The sequence below is a fragment of the Acinetobacter sp. AM genome, from assembly GCF_003105055.1.
In the GTDB taxonomy this organism is placed as follows: Bacteria; Pseudomonadota; Gammaproteobacteria; order Pseudomonadales; family Moraxellaceae; genus Acinetobacter; species Acinetobacter tibetensis.
Genome location: NZ_QETG01000013.1, coordinates 41,114 through 59,680, shown reverse-complemented (window position 1 = coordinate 59,680; position 18,567 = coordinate 41,114). Strand labels below are relative to the sequence as shown.

Sequence of the window (18,567 nt, the reverse complement as noted above, 5' to 3'; positions counted from 1 at the left end):
AAGAATTGACAGCTAGACCAAAAAAGATCAGGCTCATTGAAAACGATAACACTCTATAAAGAACAACATTGTGAATCCTTTACGTCAGTTTCTGCGTGCTTTTTTCTCCAATTCAATTTGGGTTTATTGCCTACAAATTTTGATTGTGTTGACAGGAACAACACTGGGTTTGTTCTATGCAGGCCATCAACTGCTCATCGTTCCAGTAACGCTAGGTGCAATTGCTGCCGCACTGACCGATTTTGATGATCGACTCAGTATTCGCCTGCGTAATCTGCTCTATGTCTGTATTTTATTTTTTAGTGTCAGCAGCATTCTCGAATTTCTTGCCCCGTATAAACTGCTGTTTATTTTGTATTTGTCTTTGTCCAGTGCTTTACTGATTTTGATGGGTGCACTGGGACAACGCTATGCCGCCATTTCCTTTGGCACCATTTTACTGTCGATTTACACCATGTTCGGACTGGGTGAATATCAAGCATGGTATCAACAGCCCAGTTATTTTGTTTTAGGTGCGGTGTGGTACGGACTCAGTTCCATGTTGTTTTATTTACTCAAACCCACTCAGGCCGTCCAAGATAATTTAGCGCAAAGCTTTCAACAACTTTCGACATTACTTCAGGCGAAAGCGCGGTTGTTTGATCCCGATAATATTGATAATGTTGAAATGCTGCTGTTTGATGTTTCACAACAAAATGCGCAAGTGGTGCAACGCTTAAATCATTGCAAAGCCTCGCTGCTGACCCGTTTAAAAGCCTCACGTGCCAATCAAAAAACGATTTATTGGCTCAATCTATATTTTCTGGCGCAAGACATTCACGAGCAAGCCACCTCAAATTATTTGCACTATGAAAACCTTCATCGCAACTTTAGTCGCACCGATTTAATCTTTCGGATTCAAAAGAATATTCGTTTGCAAGCCAACTCCTGTCAAAAATTGGCGGAATGTATATTGCAGCAACAGGCTTTTGAAATGGACTCGACACATGCCTCGGCTTTGCAATACCTAGAAGATTCCATGCACCATTGGATTTTAGATCATCCACACAATATTGAAGTGAAAAACTTGAGCTTGGTTCTGCGAAATTTACGCAATGTCCAAGAACAATTTTCCAATTTAGCCATTGAACAAGACCATTACCAACAACATTATTCTGTACATCAGGACAATTTAAATCTGTTAGATGACGACATTCATGGCATACCTGATTTGTGGCTTAAACTGCGCCAGCATTTAACCCCACAATCTGCCCTGTTTCGGCATGCCGTGCGTATTGCCTTTGTCTTTGCTGCTGGATACGCCTTGTCCTTATTACCATTTGCCAAACATGGTTACTGGATTTTACTGACCAGTTTATTTGTCTGCCAAATCAGTTATTTTGCCACCAAAAGCCGTTTAAAGCTGAGAACCCTCGGTACACTGTTGGGGGTCATTTTAGGTGTTCCACTGTTATATTTTGTGCCCAGTATTGAAGGACAACTGATCCTGACCATTTTATCTGGGGTGGCATTTTTCTATTTACGCTCACAAAAATATGCCATAGCTACACTCATGGCAACCTTAATGGTGCTGTTGATTTTTAATCTGAAGGGTGCAGGTTATGACATTATTTTACCGCGTATTATTGATACCTTGCTCGGCTGTTTCATTGCATGGTTTGCAGTCAACACCATTTGGCCAGACTGGAATTTTCGTAACATTTCTAAAAATATTCTCAACAGCAGCCAAGCGACTTTGGATTATTTCACCGCAATTGTGGAGCAGTATCAACAGGGTAAAAACAACAGTATGGCTTACCGCAAAGCACGCCGCTTAGCGCATGACGCGCAAATTGAACTGTCTAGCATGATTTCCAGTCTAAGTGCTGAACCACAGCCAAATCCTGAACTGATTCAACATGCCTTTCGCTATCTGGTCTATAGCCATAGCCAACTCAGTTATATTGCTGCTTTGGGCAGCCATCGTGAGCAGGTTCAAGATCCTAAAATTTTGGAGCTGATGCAATGGTGCTTGCAGACTTTAAATAGCAGCCTGATCCAACAACAAGTTTTAATCCCGCAACTGATACAAAACAAACTGGATGAAATTCAGCAAATCAGCAACGAAACAGAGCTATCTGAACATTGGCAATTGGTGCTTAAGCAAATGAGCCTGTTACTCGAAACCTTGCCTGAATTATTAAGACTGAAACAACGCTTATTGGTATTAGAAATTAAATGAATATAAATTATGCAAAGTACCCTAAACCTTGTGTGCCTATTGATAATGACCAGCCACTCATACCATGCAAAATTTTATCGATTGCACTCATTTTTTATGTATAAAGATTCACCTGTTTCCGCTAGAATCGAGATTCATTCTCAATTTTATTGTTTTGAATATGACTATTAAAACCTTGCGTGTTGTTGGTTTTCTGGAAGGCTTATCTTTTCTGCTTCTCCTATTTATTGCCATGCCTTTAAAATATATTTGGGGCAATCCAATCTTAGTGAAATTCGTTGGAATGGGACACGGCATCCTATTTATTCTATTTTTGGCCGTACTATTTGTTGTCTGCGAAAAACAGAAATGGTCGATTAAAATGTTTATTCTCGGTTTTATCGCCTCAATTTTACCCTTCGGTCCCTTTGTTTTTGATCACAAATTAAAGAAATTTGAATCTTAAGCAATGTCATTTTCACAGCATCCAAATGAATCAAACAGGCATCAATCTGCCTGTTTGAACAAAAAAAGTTTTAAGCGAATTAAAACTCGCCTTTGGCTTTACGCTCCAACAAGACTTGTTGCAACATGCATCGTGGAAAACTAAACCATAGCGCAATCAAAACAAAACATGCCAAACCATAGGCCAGTAAGTGGTACTGCTCATACAGAATACGCACCCCTTCAATAATAAAAAAGAAACTAAACATCAATAGCATCGACACGGCGGCAGCCACAGTGCCTTTCGACACTTCAGAAGACATTAAAGCAAAACGGTACAGTACCGAAAAACTAATCCCCTCACCAAAGCTAATTAAAGTCATACCCACAATTAAGCAAACGAGGAAATAATCCCGCCAGAAGATACCCGCCAGAATCAGCAACGTGCCCAACAGCATAATCGGTAAGCCCATCATCACCGTTTTGCCCAAAGCCAGTCGATCGATGATTTTAATCAACACCAAATTGCCCGCAATCAACCCGCCCAATACAGGAAATTGCGCCAGACCGTATTGCAAACTGCTCAGTCCAAGCTCTTCTATCAACATGACTGGCGAAAGTGCAATCCATAACATCAAAGGCATACTGACCATAGGCAATGCCAAGGTTAAACCAAGAAAACGCTTATTTTGATAGACTCGTTTAAAGTCCGAAAAAATATAGCGTAATGGCTGTTTCACCACGGTTGGTTGTGTTGCAGGCATTTTCGCCTTTAAACCAAACCAACTCAGAAATGCCAATAATGCAATCCCAATAAAGCCCGAATGCCATGACACATGGTCAATCAGGAATGCCCCTAAAACTGGGCCGAGCAAAGGTGCAAGTAAGGAAATATTGGCCATCAGTGCCATGACTTTAATGGCATCGCGTTCTTCAAAAGTTTCCTGAATGGCAGCATAACCCACGGCTGAAATCACGGTTAATCCAATGCCTTGTAAAAAGCGCAGGGCCAGAAATTGCTCAATATTGTGAGTGAGTAAAATCAGTAAACAACAGACGCTAAAAAACAGTACGCCTGTTAATAGTACTTTTTTACGCCCTAATCGATCTGATAAGGGACCCAAGAGCCAAGCGACACAGGCTCCACCCAACAGATAAAAAGACATGGATGATGGTGCCCAACTGCTGCTGACACCAAATTCTTTGGTGATGGCTAGCATGGCAGGTTGGACTAAATCATTTCCGATATAGACGGAAAATTCGAACAGCACCAAAGCTAAAGGAAACATTAGCGTGGCACGGTTCAACGTGGTCGTTTGAACTTTTTGCATTTTTTCTACATATCATTATGGTCTGATCTAGGCTGGAAGCTATTTTTGGGAGATAAGCGTCAGCCCAATGACCAGCACTGAGAGATTTATTTAAATTACGTTTTTTTTGAATGCGCTAAGGTTTAGCGGCTTAATACACCGTATTCACAAGGTGTCTAAGACAGTTTAAGTAATTTCAGTTGTGAGATTTTTATCACTCAAGCTAGTACACCCACTAGGTCAAGTAGGTGTAGTCTAGCAGTTTATGCTTTGGGAGTTGTAATTTTTCTTACAGTGTCTAAGCTGAGATTTCAGTTTTGACGTTGAGGGTATTTTTTGGCGATGCGAATGATCTGACAATGAATCCAACAACCATGCTACACAAACATCGCCCAGCAAATAAAAAGAAATGGAATAAGGTGCCCAACTGCTGCTGACACCAAATTCTTTGGTGATGGCCAGTATGGTAGATTGGACTAAATAATTTTAACTCGAACAGCACTAAGGCTAAAGAAAACATCAGCGTAGCAAGGTTCAACATAGTTGTTTGAACTTTTTGAATTAATCTTTAAAAATTAGATTTCTATAAAATAAAACGACACCAACTTATAATAAAAAAGCTCCCTCACATACTATTAGAAATTTAGAATCATGAAAAAACCCACTTTAATGTGGGTTTTTTAAATTACTTTCAAACAATAAACAAGAATTCAATTATTTATCACTAAGTCGGTTTATATTCTTTTTTAGTAGACGTATTCGACTTAAAATATCCTGCCAAAAAACTTAGATGTTTATGACCTTTTGCGATATTAGACGAATCTTTATTGGTAGCAGATGAGTTAGATACGATAACTCTAACTTTAACAGTTTTGGCCATTTTCAATCCCCGCTATTTATTTTTTATGCTGTTTCATTGCTAGAAGATACAGCTCTAATTCCACTCTATCTCCAATTTCATCAAGAAGTGTTGCAAATTCGTTAGCTTCTTGCTGATCATTTGGTGAGCACAAATAAGTGCCGTATGATACTAGAGTAAAAACATATTTGTAAGTTTTATCTTGAATTTTTAATGTTACAGGTTTGCAGTAAATAGAACCTATATTACTCACACTATCAGATCTATTGGATTTGTAAAATAAATTCTGTTGAACGCCTTCATTCAAATCACTAATAAACGTACTTTCGCCACTATCAATCACCCTCTTTGCCAAGGATGTATTCGCCATAATGATGTTGGGGTCAGTATATTGCTTTTGTCTATCTAAAACCAAAGCGTATTCCCAAGTTCCTAACTCACTATTAGTACCTAATACAGTCATTTCTATATGCGTTCTATTTACCCCATAAAACTCAAGAAACTCTACAGCCTGCGTCATAATGAATCGTATCTGATCTTTTGGATGAGTAATTTCATCGAAAAAATTAATTCTCTTACTTTGCTCTATCCTTGAAACTCTATCAAAAAAACGTGTTCTTTTTGCCTGAACTACATTTTTTATAAATATTAAAAATTTTTTCAATAACTCCTCTTTATCTTTCTTAATTTTTTCTTCTTTTATATCAATAAAACACTTACATAAAACAAATATAATTGTGACTAACATTAAAAAACTATAAATATATCCATGCAAATCTTTATGTTCAGAAATCCATTTCCAATCGTCGCCCCAAATATCCAATGTGCCATAATACAAACCAGTTAAAATAACAGAAGCTGAACTTAACCAAGGTTTTTGTAATATTTTTGCTAATGCCATAAAAAGAACCTCTTTAACAGAGTGCTTTTTACGACATTAAATTTAAAAAATCAATTGATTAATATAAAACCAATCATAGAAACCTTAAATTATTCCTCATTCTTTATCAATGACTTAATTTTCCCTTAATTCATTTATATAAAATCATCAAGAACACTTCGCCGTTTGGAAATTCTTGGTATTTTTACCACGCATACATTGATACGATTTTTCAGTTTCGATCAATTTCCAGTCATTATCCATATGTTTAAAACTATAGATGGTACGAATCGAACGGACTGAATCGTCCATTAAACCTGTTTCCGTCACTTTCACTTGTGCAGCCGTTGGTGCTTCTACACTGTTAAAAAATTGACGAATTTCTACGGTAGATAATTCTTTGACTAAATCAGGACGTTGTTTTAATACTTGCGCCAAAGGTGTGTCTGGACTGCTGACCTTATTGACTAAATTTTGTGTGGTGGCACAGCCTGCCAATAATCCTAAGCATAAGGCTGAAACCGAAACTAAACGCAACATGACAAATTCCCCATAGATATCATTACATACCTGTTATGATGCAATGCTTAGCCACATAACTCTATGGCAACAATGTAGCGTTTGTTTTTCTTGATTGAGATTTTTATCGATTTCATTAATGCATAAAAAAACACCGCAATGTTGCCATTGCGGTGTTTAGTATTTCATTCGATGTAAACTTATAAATCGAATAATTTACCAGGGTTCATAATCCCGTTTGGATCGAATACTTTTTTCAAAGCTTTCATGTATTCAATTTCTTCAGCACTGCGTGAATACTCCAAATACGGCTTTTTGGTCATGCCCACACCATGCTCGGCAGAGATAGAACCATCATACTTTTTCACAGTATCGAACACGTATTTATTCACCACCTGACATTTCGCAAAGAATTCATCTTTGCTTAAATCGGCAGGCTTAAGAATATTTAAGTGCAAGTTACCGTCGCCAATATGACCAAACCAGCAGATTTCAAAGTCTGGATAGTTTTCTGACACAATGCTGTCAATTTCTTGAATAAAGGCAGGCACATGGGTAATCAAAACTGAAATGTCATTTTTGTATGGGGTAAATGGCGCAATCGACTCAGAAATGTCTTCACGTAAACGCCATAAGCTTTCCACTTGCTCAAGGCTTTGGCTCAACACGCCATCCAGCACCCAACCTTGTTCCATGCAATGCTCAAAAATTTCCATCGCCTTGTCCATAATTGGCTCAAACGGCGCTTCAAATTCAAGTAATACGTAGAATGGGCATTGTGTTTCAAATGGACGTTGTACATGTCCATGATCTAAAACTTTCTGCATCGCCAATTCACCAAAGAATTCAAATGCAGTTAAATCAATTTTAGCTTGGAACGCATGTAATACAGGCATCACCGCATTAAAATCAGGCACACCCAACACCATGACTTGTAGGTCTTGCGGTTGACGCTCTAATTTAATTTCAGCTTCAGTCACTAAACCTAAAGTACCTTCACCACCAATAAATAAATGCTGTAGCGCATAACCTGTAGCATTTTTAATCATGCCTTTGTTTAAACGCAAAATGTCGCCTTTACCCGTCACCACGGTTAAGCCCAACACCCAGTTACGCGTCATGCCATATTTAATGACTTTAATACCGCCCGCATTGGTGCCAATGTTACCGCCAATTTGTGAAGAACCCGCAGAAGCAAAATCAACAGGGTAATACATACCTTGTTCTTCAGCATAATTTTGTAATTGTTCAGTCACCACACCCGCTTGTACACGTACCATACGGTCAGCAGGGAAAAATTCCAGAATCTGGTTCATTTTGTCCATGCTGACTACAATTTCACCATTGGCTGCCACAGCACCCGCAGATAAACCTGTACGACCACCCGATGGTGTCACCGCAACATTGTATTGATTTGCGAGTTTAACAATAGCTTGAACTTGTTCAGTGCTTGAAGGGAAAACGACAACGGAAGGATTTGGGTCAAAGTGTTTAGTATGATCTCGACCCCAATTTTGCAGGCTATCGGTATCCGTTTTAATACGGTTTTCGCCAACAATTTCGGTCAATTGGGTCAACAACTCTGGGGTTAAAGCGACTGGAGCATTCATCGTTTTCAGACCTTGCAATGAAGTAAACAAGTGGTGTCGAATCTAATGCATTATTCAACTGAAACAGCGGTAACAAAGGAACAATAACTAGACAGCGCGTGAAGTAACGGACAGTCCATCTGCACCGTATTTTTTCACGGAGCATTATTATATGCCATTTTTCGTCAAAACCCGCAGAAAATCGCGTTTTAACAAGGTTACCTTGTAAATTACAGGCTTAGTTAGACCAATAACGACAGGTTGTGACGTATATTTCGCCAAAATACCTGATCGTTGCGTCATAAAGGAAATGTATATCGACCTAAGTCCTATGTTATGATACCGCGACCAAATTTGGCCTTTGTAGCGGAGCCGTAATGAGCCAACATCTTTCCCTGCCTAAAGATAAAATTCGTTTCTTGTTGTTAGAAGGCGTTCACCAAAACGCAGTCGACACTTTAAATGCTGCTGGATACACCAACATCGATTATCGTAAAACTGCGCTTGAGGGTGAAGCGTTGAAAGAAGCGATCAAAGATGCACATTTCATTGGTATTCGTTCCCGTACTCAGTTGACTGAAGAAATTTTTGAAGCAGCAAACAAATTGATTGCTGTGGGCTGTTTCTGTATCGGGACCAACCAAGTGAACTTAAATGCTGCGATGGTTCGTGGTATTCCAGTTTTTAACGCACCCTATTCAAATACTCGTTCAGTGGCTGAACTTGTACTTGCAGAAGCTATTCTTCTTCTTCGCCGTGTACCTGAAAAATCAACAGATACACATGCGGGTGGTTGGAACAAATCGGCTGTAGGTTCGTTTGAAACACGCGGTAAAACTTTAGGTATCGTGGGTTATGGTTCAATCGGTTCTCAACTTTCAGTTTTAGCTGAAAGCATGGGGATGAAAGTCATCTATTTTGACGCAGTCACTAAATTACCTTTAGGTAATGCACGTCAAGTCGGTAGCATGGCTGAACTTCTTGCCAATGCTGACGTGGTTTCTTTACACGTACCAGATGTTCCGTCTACACGTAACTTCTTCGGTAAAGACCAATTTGCACAAATGAAAGAAGGTTCAATCTTCATCAATGCTGCACGTGGCACATGTGTCATCATCGAAGACTTAGCAGATGCCTTAAAGTCAGGTCATGTAGCTGGTGCTGCGATTGACGTGTTCCCGAAAGAACCAAAAGCCAATGGTGAAGAATTTGTTTCTCCACTACGTAACATTCCAAACGTGATCTTAACCCCACACGTGGGTGGTTCGACTATGGAAGCGCAAGCAAACATTGGTTTAGAAGTTGCTGAGAAATTCGTTTCTTACTCAGATAAAGGGATGACCCTCTCTGCTGTAAACTTCCCAGAAATTGCATTGCCATTAACTGAAGGTAAACACCGTCTACTTCACATTCACAAGAATGTGCCTGGCGTACTTTCAAAAATCAACAACTTGTTTGCTGAACACGGCATCAACATCTCTGGTCAGTCTTTAATGACCAAAGGTGATGTAGGCTATTTAGTCATGGATGTTGATGCAACTGCATCTCAAGAAGCACTTGATACATTACAAGACGTTGAAGGTACAATCCGCGTTCGCGTATTGTTCTAAGTTATTCAATGTGAGAAACCACAGACTTGTGTCTGTGGTTTTTTATTGATCCATCCTCCGCTTAATTGGGTCAATAAAAAGCATTTCACAGCTCAAAACCGATCTATTGCCTATGGGGAATAGATCGGTTTTTTTTCAATTCAGCATTCCAATACGCTCTAGTTTTGTTCTGCATCTATTGCACTAATTTAGTTCATCCCTGACAAGCTATTTCACCTGCACAGTGTTATGATTGAAAAAAATATACAAATTGATCATCTGATATAAAACAAAATGTCCTAACTCATGTTGAACTTTAAAACCCCCTCCTATTTACAAGCGGTTTTCCTGCTCTTTATTGCCATGCTCTGTGTGCAAAGTAGCGGTTCATTGGCCAAAATTCTGTTTCAGCAATTTCCAGTTCTTACCGTTTCTGCCATGCGTATGCTGCTCGGTGCGCTGATTCTGGCGGTTATTTTTCAAATCTGGAAAATTAATTTTAAAAGCGTGCGTTGGTCTTCTATTTTAAGTTATGGCATTGCACTGGCAGGCATGAATGGACTGTTTTATTTATCGATTGAACGACTCCCACTGGGTATTGCCGTCTCATTTGAGTTTATTGGACCCTTAAGCGTCGCCTTGTACTATGCACGGCAAAAATACGATTTACTTTGGGTCAGTATGGCAATTTTAGGCTTAGTCCTGCTGTTTCCTTTTGACCAAGCCACACAATCGCTCGATTTAATAGGCATTGCCTTCGCGATTGGCGCAGGGGCATGTTGGGCAGTTTATATTATTGCAGGTCAACGTCCTTCGGGTATTTCAGGCAATCATACGGTGTGTTTGGGCATGTTCGTCGGCATGCTGTGCTTACTACCCGTCGCCTTATTTTCAGGCATGACCAGTCATGTTTTCCAGCCCCCCAATTTATTCTATTTTATCGGTTTGGCCGTTCTGGCAAGTGCTTTACCCTTTACCTTAGAAATGATTGCCTTACGTAATTTAACTGCATTGAGTTTTGGGACCTTAATGAGCCTTGAACCTGCAATTGCGGCACTGTCTGGCTTTGTATTCTTAAATGAGCAATTGCTTTGGACACAGTGGCTAGCACTTGGCACCATTATTACCGCTTCAATTGGCTGTACTTATACCACACAACAAGCCAAACGCCGTACCGAAGCCAACTTAAAATCATCTAGTGAATCAATATGATTCGCTAAAATATTCATCATAACTATGTTTTAACTTCACTTAATCTTCTTTTTGCTTTCTTTGTCATGGAGACCACAACTGATATGCTAAACAGTCAACTGAGTGCCGTATTTTTCATGGTGTTATCCATGTTGGCATATCAAGTCAGTGCCTCATTTGCCAAGCAGCTCATGCAAGCATTAGACCCTTTTACCGTAGTAACCTTACGTCTCAGTTTTGCCTCTATTTTGGTGGTATTGATGTTCCGTTCATGGAAAATCATCCAGCACCTACCGGATTTAAAATGGCGTGATTTACTGTTTTACAGCGCCGCAGTCTGCGTCATGAATGTTTTGTTCTATGCCTCTTTAGGCAAGTTGCCACAAGGCATTGCCGTTGGATTAGAGTTTTTAGGACCCTTGACCTTAGCGCTGCTCTCGATTAAACACAAAAGTGATTATATTTGGGTCGGACTCGCGATTGCAGGGATTGCCCTGATGGTGCCTTGGCAAGATGCACACGCCCACAATTTTTCTTATATTGGTGCAGCATATGCATTAGGTGCAGGTATTTGTTGGGCATTTTATATTTATTTTGGTCAAAGAGTTGCACGCCAGAATATAGGGATGCATGCGTTGAGTATCGCCATCGTACTGTCGACCCTCATTTTATTACCTATTAACAGTATCCGTAATCCTGAAGCGATGTTGCAATTTCAATACTGGCCACAAGCCTTAATGATTGCCCTCCTAGCCACTGCAATTCCTTATACACTTGATTTAATGGCACTCAAACGTCTGAGTAAACTCAGTTATGGCACACTGTCCAGTTTATCTCCTGCTTTAGCAGCGATTGCTGGTATGCTGTTATTAAAAGAACATATTACCGTTTGGCAAACTTTAGCCCTCATGTGCATTATGACCGCTTCGGTCGGGGTCACCTATCGCGCCAGTCGCACAGCACCAGAAGCGAATGCAGAAACATCGACCTCTTAAAATCCAGATTTAATCCATCAAAAGCAGTTGCTGTATTTAATATCAGCAACTGCTCTTTAAACGATAGAATTTTATCCAGCCAAGTATCCTCAACTAAAATAGCGCTTACTGGAATACCCTTGAATTCAATTTGCTGAAAAACTACTATAATCAAAAGAATTAAAGGGAACATAAGAACAACAATGCAACCACATATTCGCCTCAATATGATTGTCAAAAATGAATCCGCTGTGATTTTACGATGTTTAAAATCGGTCAAACCGTGGATTCATTCTTGGGTGATTGTCGATACGGGTTCAACCGATGGTACACAAAAACTGATTCAAGAGTTTATGCAGGATTTGCCTGGCAAGCTGTTTGAACGCCCTTGGCACAATTTTGGTTTCAATCGTACCGAAGCTTTACAATTGGCTCAGGATTCTTCCCTTCCCCATGCCGACTATTTAATGTTTATCGATGCCGATGAAAGCTTATTGGTAAAACCAGAATTTCAATGGGGCACATTATCGGGTACAGCGTATTATTTTGAATGCATCTATGATCATTTACGTTATCAACGTAATGCCATGATCTCGACCAAATTGCCTTGGGTTTGGAAAGGGGTATTACATGAATATCTTGATTCTACTTCGCCTCATCAATGGACATCTCTTGAAGGTCCTCAAATTTTTGTGCAACATGACAGTGCCCGCGGACATGACCCACAAACCTATCTCAAAGATATTGACCTTTTAAAGCAAGGTATTCTGGATGAACCAGAAAATTTACGTTATCAATTTTATCTTGCGCAAAGTTACCAAGATGCACACATGCCTCAACAGGCACTAGAAGCCTATCAACGACGTGCCAATGCGAATGGCTGGGAAGAAGAGCGTTGGATGGCACAATTTAGAGCAGCACAATTAACCGAACAATTAAAGCAATCTGCGGAAAGTATTCGCACTGCTTATTTACAAGCTTGGGTCAGCCGTCCACAACGTGCAGAGCCATTATATGAATTAGCACGCTACTATCGTGAACAAAAGCAATTTGAAACAGCATGTCAATTTGCTTTGCAAGCTTGCCAGATCAAACGTCCGAGCGATATTCTATTTGTTAATGACAGTGTCTACACATGGCGTGCGCTGGATGAACTGAGTGTTGCAGCCTCTTATTGCCCACACTATAAAGAGGAAGGCAAAAAAGCCATCCTCAAATTATTGATGGAGCAAAAATACCCTGCCTCCGAAGAAGCACGACTCATTACCAATCTACGCTTCTATAAATGAAAAACCCTTGCCGCGGCAAGGGTAAGCTTAGAAATTGGATTTAATTATTGATACAACATAGATGCGTTGAGCTATTAAGCAGGAAAGAGAATTTGGTAACTTAATCGGACAATTAAAATAGACACCAATATTAAAAAGATAATACGAATAAAACCACTGCCATATTTTAAAGCGAGTTTAACCCCAACCAAAGAACCTGCAATATTGGCAGCGGCCATGGTTAAACCAATGCCAAATAACACATGACCTGCGGGCACAAAAAAACTCAATGCAGCAAAATTGGTCATGAAATTGGCAATTTTGGAGAGCGCCGAAGCATGAAGAAAATCGACTTTTAAGTAGCGAATAAAATAGAAAATAAAGAAACTGCCCGTTCCTGGTCCAAAAATTCCATCATAAAAGCCAATCAAGACACTGCCGACCGCTGCAAGTACCAGTATTTTAGTGGTGATTTCCTGTTGAAAATGTACCTGACCAAATTGTTTCTTCATGAATGTGTAAATTGCGATAATAATCAACATACACAGCACAAAGGGTTTCAGTACTTGGGTGGGAATCATGGAAACACAGGCGGCTCCCAAGTAGGAACTAATAAAAGCCCCCACCCCAATCACCAATAGCAATTTCCACGACAATGATACGCGACGCATAAATGAAAACGCCGCAGATGCCGTACCAAAAATAGAAGAAAGTTTATTGGTGCCAAAAACTGTGGCTGGTGCCAACTGTGGCATTGCCCCCATAATCGCAGGGATTTGAATGAGTCCACCGCCACCCACAGCAGCATCAATGGCACCTGCACAAAAAGCAAAGAAGACCAGACTCAGAATCAGATCAAGTTCCATCATTGTCAGCCACCTACAGATTCAAAACACGTTTAGGAATTAAACGCTTTCGATCGTTGATTTCAGCCAGACCCAAGCACTTTTCACCATCAAAAACCAGCACTTGGACTTCCGCAGCATGATCAATATTACTTTCCATGCCACGACTAAAATATTCTGCCCGACCTTCAGGAACTTGAATTTGAGTAAAATGCTGAACAGGTGCATACACAGGCAACAACAGTGCTTCGCGCTCTTGTTCAGTTAAACCTTCTAAATATTCAATCGTGTAACTTGGAATCAGTTCAAAATGACCGGTCTGAATACGGTGCAAATAGGTCAAATGCCCTTGCGTCCCTAAAGCTTTGGCAATATCTTCCCCCAACACACGAATATAGGTGCCTTTAGAGCAAGTCACATCCAACGTAATACTGCTTTCGGTAAATGAAAGTAGCTGAATCGCCTCAATTGTAATAGGACGTGCTTCACGTTCCACTTCAATCCCTTTACGTGCCAATTCGTACAACGGGCGACCTTGCTTTTTGAGTGCAGAATACATCGGAGGAATTTGCTGAATTTCTCCAACAAACTGATTCAATACCTGCTGAATTTTAGCTTCTGTCAGTTCTGGCACCGCTTGTTCAAGTAATATCGCCCCTTCCACATCACCCGTCGTTGTGCTGTGTCCAAGCTGTATCGTGGTTTGATAACGCTTGGTTGAATCTAATAAGAAATGAGAAAACTTCGTGGCTTCACCAAAGCAAATCGGTAATAGGCCTGATGCCAGCGGATCTAAAGCACCTGTATGCCCTGCTTTCTCTGCCCTCAATAACCAGCGTACTTTTTGTAATGCCGCATTTGAACTAATACCCAAGGGTTTATTTAACAAAAATACCCCATGAACCGCGCGGCGCTGGATTTTTGCAGCAGATGATTTCATAACTCAGAACACGTATTTCAACTGCCGCAATACTAACAACCGCTCATCTAGTTTTACAACTTTTCTGTTGTTTATTTGCGTTCGCATTGCACAATAAAACAAGTTCAGCAAATGAACTGCATAAAAATTAAAAATGGATATTAGGCATAGGATATGCAAAAAAAGAAATTATGGCTGATACTCGCCGTTGTAGTGATTATTCTACTCGGATTTCTGGTGTGGCTTGCACCGAGTGCAACCACAGGCTCCAACACGGCCCCCCATCCACTCGTAGACGCGCAGCAAAATTCAACTTCCTCACTTACAGGACATACGGCATCACATGGCTCCACACAGCCTTTTGTCAGTACAAGCCAACAAGATACTGAAGTGAATTGTCAGCTCAGTTTAAATCAAAGTCAGCATTTAATCGTGAATGAACAAACACGGAATTGCTTTGAATATTTCATTACCCAATATGGGGAAAAACAGATTAATCAAATTAAGCAAGACTTCACGCGCTACATGCAAAAAGGCTACAAAGAACCTGCGTTAAGCCAAATTATTGATTTATGGAATCGTTATATCGACTATCGAGTTCAGCTAGGCAACTTAAAAGAACCCAACCTAGATAAACAAGACCCTGAGTACTATCGAAAAGTTTTTGCACTGATGAACAACTTGCGCGCACAATTTTTTTCCTCTGCTGAAATTGAGGGATTATTTGGTGCAGAAAATACCTACCACGAATATACCTTAGACCGTATGTCGATCATGGCAGATTCATCTCTAAATGAAGTTCAAAAGGCACAAAAACTAAAAGAACTCTTTGCACAATTGCCTGAAGATTGGCGTGAGAATCTGGAACAATTGTCTAAATTGGAAGATCTACGCAAACTGACCAGTGATATTAAAGCTCGCGGCGGCTCTGCTGAAGAGCTTCGCCAAATGCGTATGAATTTAGTCGGTGCAGAAGCAACCACTAGACTGGAGCAATTGGATCAAGATCGAGGCCAATGGAAATCACGTGTGAATGAATATTTAACGCAGCGTGACCAGATTCTAAAGAGTCAGATGAGTGAATCTGCACAACAACAAGCCATTGCTCAATTACGCCAACAACAATTTAAAAATCCACAAGAACAACTTCGACTAGGAACTTTTGAAACCACCCATGACTCAGGAGGGAAACTCCCCTTCGCAGAATAATTCTGTCCAACCAAACCATTTTTCAGGATGAAAATATGTATAAAACGAAAAAAATAGCACATAGCCTTTCACTGCTGGGTTTCGCCGCATGCCTCGGATTTGCTGCCAGTTCGGTAACAGCGGGCGTGCTGAGCGTAAACACCACCGCTCAAAGCACCTATGCCAAAACCAAATATCCGTTATTGTTTACCCATGGGATGTTTGGTTTTAGTCGTGTTGGTGTCGCTGAATTCGGCTTAGATTATTGGTATCAAATTCTGCCTGACTTAGCACGTAATGGTGCAACCACCTTTGCTGCACAAATTTCGCCTTTAGAATCGACCGAAGTCCGTGGCGAACAACTGTTACAACAAGTCGAAGAAGTGATGGCCATTACGGGTAAACCCAAAGTCAATTTAATTGGACATAGTCATGGCGGACCGACCATTCGCTATGTCGAAGCAGTCAAACCTCAATATGTCGCTTCCCTCACAGGGGTGGGTGCTACCTTTAGAGGTTCCAAAGTCGCAGATGATTTACTGTCAAACCCAACGGGTTCACAGCTCTTGAGCATCGCCACAGATTATATTATTGGACCACTCATTACCTTTGCAGAAGGAAATCCATCGCTGAAAAGTGATCTTCAAGCCTCTCTAAGCTCGATCAGTGAAAAAGGCTCTCAAGTCTTCAATCAAAAATACCCAACCACAGCCTTAGCATCCGACTGTAGTAAAAGCGGCGCCAGCTCCAACAATGGGATCTATTATTATTCTTGGACTGGAACCTCTCAAGTGACCAACGTCATTGATGTTGCAGACAGTGCCATTTCACTACTGGCTCCAATCTCCTATCTCAGTACCGACAATGATGGATTGGTGGCACGTTGCAGCACCCATTTCGGTAAAGTCATTCGTGATAATTACGATTGGAATCACCTAGATGAGGTGAACCAAGTCTTGGGATTAAGAGGTCTATTCAGCCCAGATCCCGTCGATGTTTATCGTCAACATGCCAATCGTTTAAAACTTCAAGGTCTTTAATGCCAATACTCCCTCTAGGCACATGACTCTGAGGGATTTCTTTAGAATTATAAAGTTACAAATTGTATTTAATTTAATCGGATTTATCTGCCTAATCTTCAGCCCAACTTTATACTCATTTTGACAATTATTTTTGTCGATAGAAAAATTAAAATAGAGGAAGATCAATGAAATATGGATTCTTGATAGCTGGACTGCTATCGACCTGTGTGCTGAGTACCCCCCAAACTCAAGCCAGTGCATCACAAATTCAAGCTAAATACGTCACCTCAAACTATGCAAAAACCAAATATCCATTGGTCTTTGCACATGGGATGGGCGGATGGATTCGTGCAGGCACAGATGAACTGGGTGTGGATTATTGGTATCAAATTTTACCTGATTTAGCACGTAATGGTGCCAATGCATGGGCAACTCGCGTTTCACCCTTTAATAGCTCGGAAGTTCGCGGTGAACAACTATTACAACAAGTCGATGAAATTTTAGCCATCACAGGTGCAAGCAAAGTCAATCTACTGGGACATAGTCACGGCGGACATAGTATTGCTTATGTTTCGAATATTGCCCCATCTAAAGTCGCGTCTTCCACTGCAATTTCAAGCCCTTTAAAAGGCTCACCTGTGGCAGATTTGATTATTTCTGCTCAAGGCACGCCGCTAGAACACCCCTTGGTTGGCCTGATTAACTTTGGCTCTAAAGCGATTGTATGGGCGCAACAGCAAGACCCCAACGCCCTCCCGCATGATGCCCTTGCTGCTGGAAAAAGCTTAAGTCAGGCAGGATCTAAATCATTTAGTCAAAAGTATGCGCTGGGTATGCCAAAAACAAGTTGTGGTGAAGGTGCTGTAACAGAAAATGGTATTTACTTCTATTCGTTTTCGGGTAATTCAACTTTAACCAATATTCTTGATCCAGATTCATTATTGGCAGCTACAGGTTTATTGATGCAAGCGCCAAATGACAATGATGGTTTGGTTTCACGTTGTAGCGCAAAATATGGCAAGACCATTCGAGACAATTATAATTGGAACCATTTAGATGTAATTAATCAATTCTTTGCTTTGCGCTCAGTATTCTCACCAGATCCAGTCGATGTCTATCGTCAACATGCCAACCGCTTAAAACTACAAGGGCTTTAATCATCAAACATAAAAAATGCGCCATTTGGCGCATTTTTTAACTCGTGTAAAAACTTAAAATTAAGCTTTAACTTTACGAGCTGGTAATTTTTCACGAATACGTGCAGCTTTACCAGACAATTCACGTAGGTAGTAAAGTTTAGCACGACGAACGTCACCACGACGTTTCACTTCGATTTTAGCAACGATTGGAGAGTGAGTTTGGAATACACGCTCAACACCAACACCGCTAGAAATTTTACGTACTGTGAACGCAGAGTTCAAACCACGGTTTTTCTTCGCAATAACAACACCTTCAAATGCTTGAAGACGCTCGCGATCACCTTCTTTTACTTTTACCTGAACGATAACAGTATCACCTGGTGCAAAAGCTGGGATGTCTTGTTTAAGCTGTGCATTTTCAACAGCTTGTACTAAAGGATGCTTACCGCTCATGGGGTATCTCCAATATGTGTGGGTCAGAAGAGGTCTGATATCCACTGGGTATAGAGGCTAAAATCGCATAGACCCGATTGACTTTCCCTTTATACTTGACCGCTTCAAGACATAAAGAGCCTAATAAACAATACTTCAACACAACTGTTCAAGTATTGGATTTGGAAAATAACTTGAC

General features: G+C 40.5%; 16 protein-coding genes and 1 pseudogene. 9 read left to right on the top strand and 8 right to left on the bottom strand.

The annotated features are described in order from the left end of the window. Positions 1-70 precede the first annotated feature (70 nt). Together yccS and DCO44_RS08745 are read left to right on the top strand one after the other, a co-directional pair. Positions 71-2,221: a YccS family putative transporter gene (yccS, locus tag DCO44_RS08750; protein ID WP_116761038.1), complete on the top strand. Its 2,151-nt coding sequence runs from the start codon at positions 71-73 to the stop codon at positions 2,219-2,221. A 160-nt stretch (positions 2,222-2,381) separates the two neighbouring features. Further along, a complete protein-coding gene (locus DCO44_RS08745) occupies positions 2,382-2,666 on the top strand; it encodes a DUF3817 domain-containing protein (RefSeq protein ID WP_116761114.1) in 285 nt (94 codons plus the stop codon). 79 nt (positions 2,667-2,745) lie between these two features. Here DCO44_RS08745 and DCO44_RS08740 read toward each other — a convergent pair whose 3' ends face one another. The 5 genes and pseudogenes from DCO44_RS08740 to DCO44_RS08720 form a co-directional block, all read right to left on the bottom strand. Further along, positions 2,746-3,975, bottom strand: coding sequence for an MFS transporter (locus DCO44_RS08740; RefSeq protein WP_116761036.1), 1,230 nt, complete (start codon positions 3,973-3,975; stop codon positions 2,746-2,748). Positions 3,976-4,284: 309 nt separating this feature from the next. After that, positions 4,285-4,516, bottom strand: a pseudogene (locus DCO44_RS16835) (multidrug transporter MdfA); the annotation flags it as partial. A 334-nt stretch (positions 4,517-4,850) separates the two neighbouring features. Then, positions 4,851-5,714 carry a hypothetical protein gene (locus tag DCO44_RS08730; RefSeq protein WP_016168662.1) on the bottom strand — a complete coding sequence of 288 codons (864 nt, stop codon included), beginning with the start codon at positions 5,712-5,714 and terminating at the stop codon, positions 4,851-4,853. 147 nt (positions 5,715-5,861) lie between these two features. Next, entirely contained in the window at positions 5,862-6,233 is a 372-nt protein-coding gene (locus tag DCO44_RS08725; RefSeq protein WP_116761034.1) for a hypothetical protein, read from the bottom strand. A gap of 179 nt (positions 6,234-6,412) precedes the next feature. Then, positions 6,413-7,822: an FAD-binding oxidoreductase gene (locus DCO44_RS08720; protein ID WP_116761032.1), complete on the bottom strand. Its 1,410-nt coding sequence runs from the start codon at positions 7,820-7,822 to the stop codon at positions 6,413-6,415. 356 nt (positions 7,823-8,178) lie between these two features. Here DCO44_RS08720 and serA point away from each other — a divergent pair, with 356 nt between their 5' ends. The 4 genes from serA (at position 8,179) to DCO44_RS08700 (ending at position 12,844) form a co-directional block, all read left to right on the top strand. Further along, positions 8,179-9,411 carry a phosphoglycerate dehydrogenase gene (serA, locus tag DCO44_RS08715; protein WP_116761030.1) on the top strand — a complete coding sequence of 411 codons (1,233 nt, stop codon included), beginning with the start codon at positions 8,179-8,181 and terminating at the stop codon, positions 9,409-9,411. A gap of 285 nt (positions 9,412-9,696) precedes the next feature. After that, the gene (locus DCO44_RS08710; protein ID WP_116761028.1) at positions 9,697-10,602 is read left to right on the top strand and encodes an EamA family transporter; all 906 of its coding nucleotides are present in this window, start codon (positions 9,697-9,699) and stop codon (positions 10,600-10,602) included. A gap of 83 nt (positions 10,603-10,685) precedes the next feature. Continuing rightward, a complete protein-coding gene (locus DCO44_RS08705) occupies positions 10,686-11,576 on the top strand; it encodes an EamA family transporter (protein ID WP_116761026.1) in 891 nt (296 codons plus the stop codon). A 182-nt stretch (positions 11,577-11,758) separates the two neighbouring features. After that, complete coding sequence (locus DCO44_RS08700) at positions 11,759-12,844, top strand: glycosyltransferase (RefSeq protein ID WP_116761024.1); 1,086 nt, start codon at positions 11,759-11,761, stop codon at positions 12,842-12,844. A gap of 74 nt (positions 12,845-12,918) precedes the next feature. Here the strand turns inward: DCO44_RS08700 and DCO44_RS08695 are convergent, their stop codons facing one another. Together DCO44_RS08695 and truB are read right to left on the bottom strand one after the other, a co-directional pair. After that, a complete protein-coding gene (locus DCO44_RS08695) occupies positions 12,919-13,689 on the bottom strand; it encodes a sulfite exporter TauE/SafE family protein (protein WP_044739669.1) in 771 nt (256 codons plus the stop codon). 13 nt (positions 13,690-13,702) lie between these two features. Further along, positions 13,703-14,608, bottom strand: a complete 906-nt coding sequence (gene truB / locus DCO44_RS08690; RefSeq protein WP_116761022.1) for a tRNA pseudouridine(55) synthase TruB — start codon at positions 14,606-14,608, stop codon at positions 13,703-13,705. 153 nt (positions 14,609-14,761) lie between these two features. Here truB and DCO44_RS08685 point away from each other — a divergent pair, with 153 nt between their 5' ends. From DCO44_RS08685 to DCO44_RS08675, 3 genes are all read left to right on the top strand, one after another. Beyond that, positions 14,762-15,796, top strand: a complete 1,035-nt coding sequence (locus DCO44_RS08685; protein WP_116761020.1) for a lipase secretion chaperone — start codon at positions 14,762-14,764, stop codon at positions 15,794-15,796. Between the two features lie 35 nt (positions 15,797-15,831). Beyond that, positions 15,832-16,815 (top strand): lipase family alpha/beta hydrolase, encoded by a 984-nt coding sequence (locus DCO44_RS08680; RefSeq protein ID WP_116761018.1) that lies wholly within the window; start codon positions 15,832-15,834, stop codon positions 16,813-16,815. A 167-nt stretch (positions 16,816-16,982) separates the two neighbouring features. Next, positions 16,983-17,954 (top strand): lipase family alpha/beta hydrolase, encoded by a 972-nt coding sequence (locus DCO44_RS08675; RefSeq protein ID WP_116761016.1) that lies wholly within the window; start codon positions 16,983-16,985, stop codon positions 17,952-17,954. Between the two features lie 60 nt (positions 17,955-18,014). Here the strand turns inward: DCO44_RS08675 and rplS are convergent, their stop codons facing one another. Continuing rightward, on the bottom strand, positions 18,015-18,389 hold the full coding sequence (gene rplS, locus DCO44_RS08670) for a 50S ribosomal protein L19 (RefSeq protein ID WP_004691454.1): 375 nt from the start codon (positions 18,387-18,389) through the stop codon (positions 18,015-18,017). Between the last annotated feature and the right edge of the window lie 178 nt (positions 18,390-18,567).

Coding starts and splice junctions, on each gene's coding strand:
- serA (WP_116761030.1), top strand. CDS start 8,179: ATGAGCCAACATCTTTCCCTGCCTAAAGATAAAATTCGTTTCTTGTTG.
- DCO44_RS08730 (WP_016168662.1), bottom strand. CDS start 5,714: ATGGCATTAGCAAAAATATTACAAAAACCTTGGTTAAGTTCAGCTTCT.
- DCO44_RS08675 (WP_116761016.1), top strand. CDS start 16,983: ATGAAATATGGATTCTTGATAGCTGGACTGCTATCGACCTGTGTGCTG.
- DCO44_RS08720 (WP_116761032.1), bottom strand. CDS start 7,822: ATGAATGCTCCAGTCGCTTTAACCCCAGAGTTGTTGACCCAATTGACC.
- DCO44_RS08745 (WP_116761114.1), top strand. CDS start 2,382: ATGACTATTAAAACCTTGCGTGTTGTTGGTTTTCTGGAAGGCTTATCT.
- DCO44_RS08725 (WP_116761034.1), bottom strand. CDS start 6,233: ATGTTGCGTTTAGTTTCGGTTTCAGCCTTATGCTTAGGATTATTGGCA.
- DCO44_RS08685 (WP_116761020.1), top strand. CDS start 14,762: ATGCAAAAAAAGAAATTATGGCTGATACTCGCCGTTGTAGTGATTATT.
- DCO44_RS08700 (WP_116761024.1), top strand. CDS start 11,759: ATGCAACCACATATTCGCCTCAATATGATTGTCAAAAATGAATCCGCT.
- rplS (WP_004691454.1), bottom strand. CDS start 18,389: ATGAGCGGTAAGCATCCTTTAGTACAAGCTGTTGAAAATGCACAGCTT.
- DCO44_RS08695 (WP_044739669.1), bottom strand. CDS start 13,689: ATGGAACTTGATCTGATTCTGAGTCTGGTCTTCTTTGCTTTTTGTGCA.
- DCO44_RS08740 (WP_116761036.1), bottom strand. CDS start 3,975: ATGCAAAAAGTTCAAACGACCACGTTGAACCGTGCCACGCTAATGTTT.
- truB (WP_116761022.1), bottom strand. CDS start 14,608: ATGAAATCATCTGCTGCAAAAATCCAGCGCCGCGCGGTTCATGGGGTA.
- DCO44_RS08680 (WP_116761018.1), top strand. CDS start 15,832: ATGTATAAAACGAAAAAAATAGCACATAGCCTTTCACTGCTGGGTTTC.
- DCO44_RS08710 (WP_116761028.1), top strand. CDS start 9,697: ATGTTGAACTTTAAAACCCCCTCCTATTTACAAGCGGTTTTCCTGCTC.
- DCO44_RS08705 (WP_116761026.1), top strand. CDS start 10,686: ATGCTAAACAGTCAACTGAGTGCCGTATTTTTCATGGTGTTATCCATG.